Origin of the sequence: Mucilaginibacter pocheonensis, from assembly GCF_031456535.1 — a bacterium.
In the GTDB taxonomy this organism is placed as follows: domain Bacteria; phylum Bacteroidota; class Bacteroidia; order Sphingobacteriales; family Sphingobacteriaceae; genus Mucilaginibacter; species Mucilaginibacter pocheonensis.
The window spans coordinates 1,236,549-1,248,954 of the sequence record NZ_JAVDUU010000002.1 but is presented as its reverse complement, the minus strand read 5'-3'; the positions used below and the strand labels follow the sequence as shown (position 1 = coordinate 1,248,954).

General features: G+C 39.8%; 14 protein-coding genes and 2 tRNA genes. 8 read left to right on the top strand and 8 right to left on the bottom strand.

All coding sequences use genetic code 11. The features are described from left to right. Positions 1-48 precede the first annotated feature (48 nt). Complete coding sequence (locus J2W55_RS12405; protein WP_310096114.1) at positions 49-1,020, bottom strand: polyprenyl synthetase family protein; 972 nt, start codon at positions 1,018-1,020, stop codon at positions 49-51. A gap of 264 nt (positions 1,021-1,284) precedes the next feature. Between J2W55_RS12405 and J2W55_RS12400 the strand changes: the two genes are divergently transcribed. Both J2W55_RS12400 and J2W55_RS12395 read left to right on the top strand, forming a co-directional pair. Beyond that, a tRNA-Ser gene (locus tag J2W55_RS12400) sits at positions 1,285-1,372 on the top strand. A gap of 571 nt (positions 1,373-1,943) precedes the next feature. After that, the gene (locus J2W55_RS12395; RefSeq protein WP_310096113.1) at positions 1,944-2,210 is read left to right on the top strand and encodes a hypothetical protein; all 267 of its coding nucleotides are present in this window, start codon (positions 1,944-1,946) and stop codon (positions 2,208-2,210) included. Positions 2,211-2,233: 23 nt separating this feature from the next. On the opposite strand, the gene J2W55_RS12390 is transcribed toward J2W55_RS12395, so the two are convergent. Beyond that, positions 2,234-2,926, bottom strand: coding sequence for a response regulator transcription factor (locus J2W55_RS12390; protein ID WP_310096111.1), 693 nt, complete (start codon positions 2,924-2,926; stop codon positions 2,234-2,236). After that, entirely contained in the window at positions 2,916-4,310 is a 1,395-nt protein-coding gene (locus J2W55_RS12385; RefSeq protein WP_310096109.1) for a sensor histidine kinase, read from the bottom strand. Before J2W55_RS12385 ends, J2W55_RS12390 begins: the two co-directional genes overlap by 11 nt. A gap of 234 nt (positions 4,311-4,544) precedes the next feature. On the opposite strand from J2W55_RS12385, the gene J2W55_RS12380 reads away from it, so the two are divergent. The 4 genes from J2W55_RS12380 (at position 4,545) to J2W55_RS12365 (ending at position 7,202) form a co-directional block, all read left to right on the top strand. Next, on the top strand, positions 4,545-5,429 hold the full coding sequence (locus J2W55_RS12380; RefSeq protein ID WP_310096107.1) for a CPBP family intramembrane glutamic endopeptidase: 885 nt from the start codon (positions 4,545-4,547) through the stop codon (positions 5,427-5,429). A 146-nt stretch (positions 5,430-5,575) separates the two neighbouring features. Then, positions 5,576-6,181 carry a Crp/Fnr family transcriptional regulator gene (locus J2W55_RS12375; protein WP_310096105.1) on the top strand — a complete coding sequence of 202 codons (606 nt, stop codon included), beginning with the start codon at positions 5,576-5,578 and terminating at the stop codon, positions 6,179-6,181. A 119-nt stretch (positions 6,182-6,300) separates the two neighbouring features. Continuing rightward, the gene (locus tag J2W55_RS12370; RefSeq protein WP_310096102.1) at positions 6,301-6,714 is read left to right on the top strand and encodes an ester cyclase; all 414 of its coding nucleotides are present in this window, start codon (positions 6,301-6,303) and stop codon (positions 6,712-6,714) included. Between the two features lie 80 nt (positions 6,715-6,794). After that, positions 6,795-7,202, top strand: a complete 408-nt coding sequence (locus J2W55_RS12365) for a tetratricopeptide repeat protein (protein ID WP_310096100.1) — start codon at positions 6,795-6,797, stop codon at positions 7,200-7,202. A 142-nt stretch (positions 7,203-7,344) separates the two neighbouring features. Here J2W55_RS12365 and J2W55_RS12360 read toward each other — a convergent pair. Next, positions 7,345-7,418 (bottom strand) — tRNA-Asn (locus J2W55_RS12360). A gap of 86 nt (positions 7,419-7,504) precedes the next feature. On the opposite strand from J2W55_RS12360, the gene J2W55_RS12355 reads away from it, so the two are divergent. Further along, the gene (locus tag J2W55_RS12355; protein ID WP_310096098.1) at positions 7,505-8,428 is read left to right on the top strand and encodes a PfkB family carbohydrate kinase; all 924 of its coding nucleotides are present in this window, start codon (positions 7,505-7,507) and stop codon (positions 8,426-8,428) included. A 103-nt stretch (positions 8,429-8,531) separates the two neighbouring features. On the opposite strand, the gene J2W55_RS12350 is transcribed toward J2W55_RS12355, so the two are convergent. From J2W55_RS12350 to J2W55_RS12335, 4 genes are read right to left on the bottom strand one after another with little or no spacing between them, the layout of a single operon-like run. Continuing rightward, entirely contained in the window at positions 8,532-8,768 is a 237-nt protein-coding gene (locus J2W55_RS12350; protein WP_310096096.1) for a cytochrome b5 domain-containing protein, read from the bottom strand. Then, complete coding sequence (locus J2W55_RS12345) at positions 8,752-9,444, bottom strand: lycopene cyclase domain-containing protein (RefSeq protein WP_310096095.1); 693 nt, start codon at positions 9,442-9,444, stop codon at positions 8,752-8,754. The genes J2W55_RS12350 and J2W55_RS12345 overlap by 17 nt, the downstream gene beginning before the upstream one ends. Continuing rightward, positions 9,441-9,986, bottom strand: coding sequence for a hypothetical protein (locus tag J2W55_RS12340; protein ID WP_310096093.1), 546 nt, complete (start codon positions 9,984-9,986; stop codon positions 9,441-9,443). The genes J2W55_RS12345 and J2W55_RS12340 overlap by 4 nt, the downstream gene beginning before the upstream one ends. Next, the gene (locus tag J2W55_RS12335; RefSeq protein WP_310096091.1) at positions 9,986-10,822 is read right to left on the bottom strand and encodes a phytoene/squalene synthase family protein; all 837 of its coding nucleotides are present in this window, start codon (positions 10,820-10,822) and stop codon (positions 9,986-9,988) included. Before J2W55_RS12335 ends, J2W55_RS12340 begins: the two co-directional genes overlap by 1 nt. Before the next feature lie 97 nt (positions 10,823-10,919). Between J2W55_RS12335 and crtID the strand changes: the two genes are divergently transcribed. Beyond that, a complete protein-coding gene (crtID, locus tag J2W55_RS12330; RefSeq protein WP_310096089.1) occupies positions 10,920-12,398 on the top strand; it encodes a bifunctional phytoene desaturase/3,4-desaturase in 1,479 nt (492 codons plus the stop codon). Positions 12,399-12,406: the final 8 nt, after the last annotated feature.

The following is a 12,406-nucleotide window of genomic DNA, read 5'->3' as shown; positions in this document are numbered from 1 at the left end:
GGCTTAAGTTAAAAGTGCAATGCTTAGGCACAACTATGTGCAGCCTGTTTATTTATCACGCTCAGTGGTAAACCTCACCAATTGCTCAAGCCCGCGGTGCGAATCACTATCCGGAAAGGTGTTTAAAATGGCAAAAGCTTCGTCCTGGTATTTTTTCATCTGGGTTTCGGCGTATTGCAATCCCCCGGTTTCTTTTACAAACTTGATGATCTGCGCAATTTTAACCGGGTCGTCATTATGATTTTTAACCAGGTTTATAATCCGCTTCTTTTCAGAACTGTTGGTATTGGCCAGCGAATATATAAGGGGCAGGGTGACTTTTTTCTCCTTGATATCGATCCCTAAAGGTTTACCTACATCATCGGTCCCAAAATCAAACATATCATCCTTGATCTGGAAAGCAATACCTATTTTTTCGCCAAACAAGCGCATTTTTTCAATCACCTCGTCAGATGCCCCGGCCGAAGCAGCCCCACAGGCACAGCAGGAAGCTATAAGCGACGCGGTTTTTTGCCTGATAACTTCGTAATAAACAGGCTCGCCAATATCCATACGGCGCACTTTTTCAATTTGCATCAACTCGCCTTCGCTCATTTGCTTTACCGCGTCCGATACAATTCTGAGTAACTGAAAATCATTATTATCAATTGATAGCAATAAACCTTTTGATAGCAGGTAATCGCCAACTAAAACGGCTATTTTATTTTTCCATAAGGCGTTGATGGAAAAAAAACCACGGCGTTGATAAGAGTTATCAACCACATCGTCATGAACGAGTGAGGCCGTATGCAGCAGCTCAACCAACGCGGCTCCCCGGTGTGTTGACTCATTGATTCCACCGCAAATGCTGGCGGCAAAAAACACAAACATTGGTCTGATCTGTTTTCCCTTGCGTTTTACAATATAATGGGTTATGCGATCAAGCAAAGGCACCGAGCTTTGCATAGAAGCTTTAAACTTCTCTTCAAACACATCAATATCGGCCGCAATAGGTTTCTTAATGTTGTTGATGCTCAGCATTTAAACTAAACAAGCTTTTATAAGTGTAAAACTGCCATTTGGCAATATGGAGCAAACATAAGCTAAAATTATTTATCTGCATTGCGGGTAAATAATTTTTACTCAAATTAAACCAAAGGTAATTTTTGCACTCTATACTATAAATGCCATATTTTTTATAAGTTGAGTTAAAGTTTTCGTGAGGCGGGGCCCTGTAAAAAGGGCCCCGCTTTTTTATTACCAGGAAAAGCAATATTATTTTACCTTTGCAATCCTATTTAACCAGGAGAGGTGTCTGAGTGGTCGAAAGAGCACGCCTGGAAAGTGTGTATACTTCAAAAGGGTATCGAGGGTTCGAATCCCTCCCTCTCCGCATCAAGTGAACAAAGTTTTTGTAAAACGCCTCAAATCATAGGATTTGGGGCGTTTCTCGTTTACAAGCAAACCCATCCCAATAACATAATTGGTTACATATCAATAATTTCAAGATCATATCAACGGAATTTCGCAGGATTTAAAGATAGATAATCTTACAATTAACTGTTATTCAACCAATTAACACATGGTATTACATTTGAATATTTGACTATAGTAAGTGCGTGAACTTTAACTACCATCATCTGGTTACGCACCATAACCACATTCAAATAATCATCATGAAATCAGCATTTTTATCTATACTGACGTTGGCAATTTCAACAAGAGTTTTTTCCCAACTCAAAAATACCGGTCTTGAACAACGGTTTTATCTCCTGTGTGCAGGATACGGTCCTTAACAAAGCCGGAGGGCTTTGAGATCACCGAAAAGCATTAGATCGTAAACAACTGCTGTCTGGAAAGTACTTGTGTGATATTTGCAGTCTACATTATTGACAGCAATACTAAAGGAATTTTGATGGCCTCCTACCGTCACCGTAGGAATAACGCGAAAAAGATATCAAGTCATGAAAGTTAGAAGTTTTAATCCAGGCAATGTGTTAGAAGACATGTTAATGCCCGAAATAGATATCAGTCATTTTACAAATGTTGAAGCTGCTGATCCGGTAAATTTACCACACCGTGATTCAGACTATGTTTTCTTATTTCAAAAGATGGGATATCTCAGCCTGATGGTTGATGATAAACTGATCGAAATGAAAGACCGATCCGTGTTTTTTATTTTACCGGGACAGTTACGCTATCATGTCGATTCGAAAACAGATACATTGTGATTATTCCCGGATCATTAATTCAATTAACAGATCAACTTATAGCCAACGCCACGTAAACTGAGTATCTGCACATCGGGGTCATCCTTAAGCAGTTTTCTCAAATGGGCCATAAACACGTCCATACTCCTGGTGTTATAATAGCTGTCCTCGTTCCAAATTTTAAGTAAGACCTCCTGCCGCTCCAGCACATCGTTTTTTCTTTGAAGCAACAGTTCAAGCAACGCCGCTTCCTTGAAAGACAAGAGATAAGTAGAAAGAGGAGTTCTAAGCTGCTGATGAGTCGCATCGAATCTGCAGTTGGCAAATTCATACATGCCGTCTTCCTTCCCGGAGTCAACCGGAAACGAATTATTAAATCGCGCCAGGAGGGATTCGATCCTGACCAAAAGCTCATCCATGCTAAACGGTTTTCTAAGATAATCGTTTCCGCCGGTTTTGAACCCTCTAACCACATCTTCAGTGAGTGGTTTAGCGCTGACAAAGATGATGGGGATATGAGGATTGATCTTTCGTATGGCTGCCGTTAATGCATAACCATCTATTGAAGGTAACATAATATCCATAACACAGATATCAGGGATAAATTCCCTGACCGCATCCATAACTAAATTTCCGTCAGCTACTGTTTTGACAACAAAACCGCTGCTTACCAGCCCTTCACTAACAATTTGTGAAATAAAGGGCTCATCTTCAACGTATAAAATTTTAGAATTCATTGCTCGCCGCCGGTAATTTAATGGTAAATGTGCTGCCTTTTCCTCCTTCACTTTCTAATGTGATCGTACCTTTATGACTTTGAATTACCCCGAAGACATAATTCAATCCCAGGCCAGAGCCTTTCACTGTGAGGGTGTTGCCCGGCTGTGGAACTCTGAAAAAACGTTCAAACACCTTATCCTGAAAAGCCTTCGGTATACCAGGGCCATTATCTTTAAAACTGATGGTTATCCATTCCCCGTCACTTGAGCAGGTAATCAGCAACTTCAGCGGGTTAATTGTGTATTTGATGGCGTTTTCGATTAAATTAAAAAACACCGTCGTGAGGTGTACTGCATCTCCTTCAATAAAACACGGCTCAGGGGAAACCACCAGCTCACAGGCAGCACCTGCATCCTGTAAAGGCAGTTCCATGGAACGGATAACATCGGAAAGCCCGGCCTGGACATCATAAAAAACCGGGCTCAGTTTAATCTCTTCACCTTCCTGACTTAAATTTAATATCTTCTCTATCAGATGACTGAGCCTTTGTAGTTCCTGTTTGCTCATTTGAAGATAACGTTCCATTTTTACCGGCTCATTAATCAGATTGTATTTACTGATAGATTCAAGTGCCAATGCTACCGTAGCAATAGGAGTCTTGATCTCATGGGTCATGTTACTGGTAAACGCTATACGGGCGTCCGCATATATCCGACGGCTGATCATCAATCTGAGAATGAAGTAAAACGCGATCGCTGTCAAAACAATCATCAAAATGGATGATATTAGGTAATAACGCATTTTAAACCATACCTGATTGGTAACCGAATCGATGACAAGCTGCACGGTACGCAGGTGCAAAAGGTTATAAGTATATCTTTGACTAATAAAGTCGGCGGCCTTCAGCCTTTCAGATGATTCATCGTTCGGCTGCACATAGGAATGCGTAAGGAAAAAGTAGTCTTTGTTGAGTTCCAGCTTACCTAACGCTGTGGCGATTGAACGTTTAAAATCGAGAAGGGACAGGCTGTCCAATTTTTCCATCTGCCTGACAGTATATCCCATGCCGTATTTTGGTGAGCTCCGGTGTGCCGGCCGGTGTTGTAAAAAAACCAGGCGAAAGTTCAGTATGGTAGAATCCTTCTGCGGGTTAACATCAAATGCCTTGTATAAACTGGCATCTTTGGCATTGTCAAATCCCCGCCAGATATCCACCCATTCCGGAGAAAGGAAAAACCTGTTCAGAGCTACATTGCCGGTGAATTTTTCATCCAATGAGCGATATAAGTTTCTTTTGGATATAGCAGTAGTCATATTTTCGATGTCATTGATCGTCCGTCGCTTTTCTTCCCGGAAAAGCTGCCTTAACCATGCAATTTGAAGCAGGACACTGATGATCATGGACAAAACAACCAAAAGATAAATATATTTTGTCGACAACCTGTTCATACAGCAAATGTCTCAATTTTTTCTACAGCCCTGAATGTCTTAAATACGATTTAACGCTATTTAACCAAACTTAACGCTCTTTTACACAGCAGCTATCTAAGTTTGCACACTAATAGTTCGCCTGATAAATTAAATCAGCACCTTATTTAACAACATAGAATAATCTATTAAACTCATTGTTCAAAAATGGAAAAAGAGCAAAATTCGAGGCATAAAGCCATATATATATATTTGGCCGTCACACTGGCATTGAGTTCGGTGGTATGGCTGCTAACGATACATACTGCCGGTAAAACCGGAAGCTTTGGTAACCGGGTTTATGGCTACGGGATTATGTGGTGCCCGGCTCTGGCAGCCTACATCACCTGTAAAGTCTTAGGAAGAAATATTTCAGATCTGGCCTGGCAATGGGGTAAGGCGAAGTATTTGTTATGGAGCTATCTGATACCCCTGTTTTACACAGTGATAGGCTATACAGCAGTTTGGATTTGCGGTGGAGGTGGTTTTTATAATAAAATTTTTCTGGCACAAATGGAGCATGATTTGGGCTGGGCCAACCTGCCGCCTGGTGTCTTTCTGATTTTGTTTTTGAGCTTACAGGCCGTAATTGGTATTTTACCGAGTATGGCAACTGCACTGGGTGAAGAAATAGGATGGCGGGGATTTTTATTGCCAGAAATAGCTGGAACCACAAAAAGTTATACCAAAACATCTCTGATTATGGGATTGATCTGGGCCACATGGCATTATCCCTTGTTCATTTTCGGAAATTATAATGCCGGTGCGCCCAGCTGGTATTCGTTAATTACTTTTACAATTGGCGTGATGAGCATAACTTTTGTTTTTACCTGGCTCCGCTTAAAATCAAATAGCTTGTGGACAGGTGTGATGCTGCATGCCAGTCATAATTTATTTGTTCAGGCTGTCTTTAATCCCATCACTGTTGAGAATTCTCATACCAAGTATTTTATTGGAGAGTTCGGTATTGCATTACCATCGGTAAGTTTAATGCTGGCCATTTATTTTTGGACGAGACGTAAAGAATTACCAGGCCTTAATAGTCAGTCATAAATCCTACCACAGGCTGAATTTACCTTTGCTTAAATGAAGTAAAATCCATTTTTCCAATTTACCTTTGCTAATGATTTTCAGGATTTTAGTTCTTTTTGTTGCAACTCTAAATTGCTGATTTATTCGGGAACTCTTTCCTATAAAAATTGAATAGGCTTAATATCAAAAAATTGACGATACAACCATTAATTGAATATTTTAAAAAGTACCTTCCTCTAAATTCCGATGAAATAATTTCGCTTTCCGAAAGAGTAACACGTAGGAAAATAAAACGGAGGCAAATGATCTTGCAGGAGGGCTTTGTTTGCAAGCATTATACATTTGTTGAAAAAGGCTGCTTTAAAATGTATGGCATCGATGAAAAAGGGACGCAACATAATTTGAGGTTTGCAGCAGAAGATGATTGGGTTGCTGACCTGGGAAGTTTCTATTCGGGAAAACCAAGCAAACTATTCATAGAGGCAATTGAACCTTCAACAATTTTGCAAATTGAGAAGCAGGACTTGCTCTATCTTTTTGTGAATTCACCAAAGTTTGACAGAAACTTTCGGGTGATCGTGGAGGAAAAATTCATTGAACTTCAAACCCGCTTATTGCAAAATTTCAGTTCAAATGCCGAGCAACGATATTTGGATTTTCTGGAACAATATGCTGAGCTATCTTCGAGATTACCTAATACTCAAATAGCTTCCTATCTGGGCATTACTCCTGAATTTCTCAGCAAAATCAGAAAAGACATATCATTAAAATAATAGTTACCCTTAATCTACATTAAGACTATTTCTTAAGCTTGTTTATTGGCTGGAAAGACATTTGCAAACCATCTTTGCATTGTATAACAAATTAGTTTTACAATTCAAAAAAATACAAAATGGGAGCAGCAAAAGAATTCTTTAATCAATTTTTACAATTCATCAATAGTGCCGATGAAAATTTGGCTCAACAGTTAATAAGCCCGGCTGCAAAATTCTACGTGCCTTTTCAGGCTGACCCGTTGCAAGGGCCCAAAGGTTATCTGACGATCATCGGAATGATGCGCAGCAGCTTTCCAGATATTCAATGGAGTATTGAAGATATGATCACTGAGAATGACAAAGTAGCCGTTAGATTTACCATGAAGGGAACCCATAAAGGAACTTTCTTTAGCGTACCAGCAACCGGAAAACCGTTCGCAGTTAGCGCAATGAATTTTTACCGTTTGTCTGACGACCAGATCATAGAAGAAATAGGACAACCTGATTTGCTTGGTTTACTAACTCAAATAGGAGCTATACCTGCCATGTAATTTATTAAGGGGATTTCATTAGAAATTATTGAAAAAATTTAGGGAAAAATACAAATGGCTAACAACCTGAGGATATACATATGACGGAGCCGGTAAAAGCTTATTATGACGCTTTACGATTTATTTACAGGCAATGGGACCTACCACAGATGGATCCAAAATCATTGAACGCCTCTGTTGTAAAACAACATTATCAGCAACTATCTCAACGGTATGGATATGCTGTAATACCAACAGAAGTAAATATTAGCAACCGCGCAATGGATTTAATAAGCCAGCCCGGGGTATTGGATAATGCAATAGGTTTACTTGAAATGAATACCGAAAACTATCCTGCATCACCAACTGCTTTTAGCCAGTTAGGCGATGCATATCTAAAAAAGGGTGATCATTCAAAAGCGATTGTTTACTATAAAAAGGCATTTGCGTTAAACCCCGGATCACAAAGTATAAAAGCTAAACTAATAGGGGCTTCAGAAAACAGGTAACTACTTATATACTTTTTATCCTATCCTACAATTATTCTGCTTGATCCATTTTTTTAATATGCGACTATTGGAAAACTATGCGAAAAGTATGAGAAACTAAAAACCCCACTCGCCAGAGTGGGGTTAAATCATTGATTTTGTGCTCCTGAGGCTGGGCTCGAACCAGCGACCCTCTGATTAACAGTCAGATGCTCTAACCGGCTGAGCTACTCAGGAGTATTTTCCGGTTTGGAGTGTGCAAAAGTATGATTTCTGATGTAATTTCACAATATTTGCGAAAAAAAAATTTAAAATATTTTTACATGAGTTTGTTAGTTATTGGTACTGTGGCATTTGACGCAATTGAGACACCCTTTGGAAAGACAGATAAAATCGTTGGTGGATCGGCAACTTTCGCAAGTTTAGGCGCATCTTACTTTTATGACCGTATAAAAATTGTTGCTGTGGTTGGCGATGACTTTCCGCAAAGTGAGATCCAGGACCTTCAAAAACACAATATTAATACCGAAGGTTTGCAAATAAAACAAGGCGAAAAATCGTTTTTTTGGAGTGGCCGGTATCACAATGACATGAACAGCCGCGACACGCTTGTTACTGAACTTAACGTTTTGGAGGCTTTTGACCCGATTATCCCGGAGGCATACCAGGATTGTGAATACCTGATGCTCGGCAATTTATCGCCGCAGGTACAGCAAACGGTTATTAAGCGCTTAACCAAGCGCCCAAAGCTTATTGTAATGGATACCATGAATTTTTGGATGGATATTGCCCTTGATGAGCTGCTTGCCACTATTAAGCTAATTGATGTGTTAACTATTAACGATGCGGAGGCCCGTCAGTTATCAGGCGAATTTTCATTGGTTAAAGCGGCCCGCAAAATATTAACCATGGGACCAAAATATGTTATTATTAAAAAAGGCGAGCATGGAGCGCTTCTTTTCCACGAAGATAAAGTATTCAGCGCGCCTGCCCTTCCGCTGACTGAGGTATTTGACCCCACAGGGGCTGGCGATACCTTTGCCGGAGGATTTATAGGCTACCTGGCTAAAGTTGGTACAGTAAACTTTGATAACATGAAAAATGCCATCATATTTGGCTCGGCATTGGCCTCATTTTGTGTTGAAAAGTTTGGTTCCGAAAAATTAAGAAACCTAACACAACAAGAAATTGCTACCCGCATTCAGGAATTTATAAGGCTGGCTAAATTTGAGATAGAACTTTCTTAATTTTTTTTTGCAAAGAACCTTTTAACTATTGCTCTGCTTAACTTTATAACTTACGATGATTTAAAATCATCGTAAGTTTTTTTTTCACTACACGTCCCGGGCTTTATTTTAACCGGCCAACCTTATTGAATTTCTCAAACACTGTATGGGTATGCGGGGCGTCAACAAGTTCATGGGTAAGGTCTTGCCCGGCCCAATGTTCATAATGTTTGCCATTTCTCCATAAACGGCTTTCGGTAACATCATAAATTATACTTTTGTAGGCAACCCATATCTGCGGCTTATCCTGTCCGTTGCGCAATGCCAGCTGTGATCTGGTATATTCAGGAAGTTCGCTCACGGTGATTGATTTTGGGTTTAAAGTACTCAAAAAATCCTATGTTCATCAACAGCAAAGCCATTAAATAAAAATGGTCTTCAAACGGAATAGTTCCTATTCTTAAACCCATGTTCTCCTGGTTATTATACATTACAACCGGTATAGCCGTAAGTATGCCATTTACAATATAAAAAGGGATAAGCGCTACCACGAAGGCTATATAATACCGGTTTAGCCAGCTTACTTTAAACCCATACTGCAGCAACAGGATCAAAACAAATAACAATCCAAATGTAATAACCGAATATAAACGGGTATGATACCAAATAAGCATCAGGGCGCACAACGCCATGATTAAACCGCTAATGATATTTACCAGCCGCTTATTTATCTGCCAGCTGATATAATGATTAAGACAAGCATATATGAAAATACAGGAGAATGGCACAGTTAAAAAAAACAAGATCTCTTCAATAGGAAGCGCGAAAAATGTTACGCCAATTATATATTGCGGATTAAAAGACCATACCCCTTTTATGGTAAATAATACATCCCAAAATAAAAAGAATAACCCGGTTATACCCATACCAGGCCATATAAACTTCCAGCTTCTGTAAAAATGAACCCTCTTATCAAATGATAGCAAAACGGGAAAAATAACCGTTAATACATTGATAATTAAATAGGTATATTTCACTTCAAAACAGCTAAATTTTTATTGAGCTCGGCAATTTGAGCGGGTGTACATCTTCTTGAATTAGCCAGGTACTTTATAATCTCAATGGTTAGCACCTTATCGGCCGTGCCGTAGTTCTTTTTATCAAGCTGTGCTATTATTTCTTCACTATCAGTATGCAGGTTTTTATTAAAACCCAAAAAGCCCGGTACGCTATCCTCAATGGAAAAACGCATAAACCGTATCTCAATATTATGAGGGTCGGCTTCTATGGCTTTTTGGAAGGTTTTTTCGCAGTTTTTCAAATATTTTATTTTTGAGTATGGATTCCAGGCATGCTTAGCTTTTAGTGCCTGTAAACCTGCTATAAAACCATCAATAATAGCCGGCCGGTTCTTTACTTCATTCAGGCTCTTATACAGTGAATCTGTAGTTTTGCTATCATTAATGGCCAATCTTAGCTGCTTGCGTATATTTTTCAGATTGGGCTCGTCGGCCTTTGCGCTTTGTGTAAAAAACAAAAATGAAAATACACTTACTATTAAAAAAACACTCTTCTTCATTAAATCACATTCAATTTTTGTTGTAAAACAGCTTTAACGTATAAACCCATTTTACGGGTATCAGATATACGTATTCTTTTTTGCAGAATAACATTGGCCGGGGTATAGCTTATTTTTTTGAACAATTGCAGGTAATAAACGTACGCTATATAAACCCCCAGTCTTGTACCATCGGGCAAACTTTTTATCCCTTCAAATGCCTGGTCAAAATCCTTCTTTATATCTGCTTCTATGGCCTGCTTGTCATGTTCGGTAAAATTATTAAAATCGATATCAGGAAAATAAGTACGGCCGCGCTCCTGGTAATCGGCCTTTACATCCCGTAAAAAATTCACCTTTTGAAAGGCTGCACCCAAACTGCGGGCCTTTGGCAACAGCAATTGGTATTGTTTATCATCATTACCGGTAAAAACACGAAGGCACATCAAACCTATTGCCTCGGCCGAACCGTAGATATATGTTGTAAAACAGGTACGGTCAAAGGTCTTTTTGTCCAGATCCATCTCCATTGAACTTAAAAACGCATCGATGAGTTCAAGCCCTATGCCGTACGTGTTAACCACCTGCTGAAAGGCGTGGATAACCGGATTTAGGCTGATGCGCTCTTGAATGGCCTTAAATGTTTCGTTTTTAAAATCACTGATGAGCTGTGCTTTATCAAACTCATGAAAAGTGTCAACTATCTCGTCGGCATACCGCACAAAGCCATAAATAGCGTAAATAGGGTAACGGTAACCTTTGTCAAAGGCCTTTATCCCCAAACTAAATGATGTGCTATACTTATTAGTTATTAATTTACTGCATTCAAAACAGGTTTCGTCGTACAGGTTCATCATTTACAGTTGCGCTGATCTTCAAAAGTACAAATTCAAACCGTTATTGTTTTTTTTATCGCGGCAAAACAATTTACTTAAATTGGGCCAACATATTTAAATGAACAGCAACAGGCATATTATTGTTATTGGGGCAGGTTTCGCGGGCTTGTCTGCTGCTTGTGTATTGGCTAAGGAAGGGCATAAGGTTACCATACTTGAAAAAAACGATCAGCCAGGCGGCAGGGCGCGCGTTTGGGAGCAGGATGGTTTCAAATTTGATATGGGCCCAAGCTGGTACTGGATGCCTGATGTTTTCGAGAACTTTTTTGCCCTGTTTGGTAAAAAAACAGCCGATTATTACCGGTTGGAGCGTTTAGATCCCGGATACCGCATTTATTATGGCCCTGACGATATAATGGACATACCTGCAGGTATGGACGAACTGGAGGCCCTTTTCGAAAGAACAGAACCAGGCAGCAGTGTTAAATTAAAAGCGTTTTTAAAACAGGCGGCTTATAAATACAAGGTTGGCATGGGCGATTATGTGCATCGGCCCTCACATTCAATAACCGAATTTATAGACTTGAACCTGATAAAAAAAAGTATGCGCATGCAATTGCTGAGCAGCATGAGTAAACATGTACGCCGGTATTTTAAGAATCCAAAACTGATAAAACTGCTAGAGTTCCCGGTGCTTTTTTTAGGTGCCACACCACAAAACACACCGGCCATGTACAGCATGATGAACTATGCCGATCTGGCCCTGGGCACATGGTACCCGCAAGGCGGTATGCACGAAATAGTGAAGGCTATGGTGAGCCTGTGTCATGAATTAGGCGTCGAATTAAAATTGAATACAGAAGTTGTTAAAATTGATGTAAAAGATCATTTAATTAGTCAAATTGATACAAAAAACGGCACTTTTCAGGCTGATTTTGTGGTAGCCGGCGCCGATTATGAGCATGTTGACCAGCACTTATTAAGCGATCAGTATCAAAATTACACATCCCAATATTGGAATACCCGTGTCATGTCGCCATCAAGTTTGCTATTTTATATAGGCATCAATAAAAAGATAGAAGGCATAAAGCACCACAACTTATTTTTTGACGAAGATTTTGAATTGCACGCCAAAGAGATATATACCACTGCAAAATGGCCCTCCAGGCCACTTTTTTACGTTTCATGTACTTCAAAAACTGATAAAAGCGTTGCTCCGGAAGGCGGTGAGAACTTTTTTTTCCTAATGCCGATAGCACCAGGGCTGCACGATGATGAAAGTATCCGCGAAAAGTATTTCGATCTGATGCTTAACAGGTTTAAACATATCACAGGGCATGATATACGCGATTCTATAGTGGTTAAACGCAGTTATGCGCTCAATGATTTTAAAGCCGATTATCATTCCTTTAAAGGTAACGCCTATGGATTGGCTAATACACTGGCTCAAACCGCCTTCTTTAAACCCGCAATGCGGGCCAAACATATTAAAAACATGTTATATACCGGCCAGCTAACTGTACCCGGACCAGGTGTGCCGCCCGCAATTATATCCGGACAGATCGTGGCCCGGGAGGCAATAAAGTATCTTAAATAAATATATAA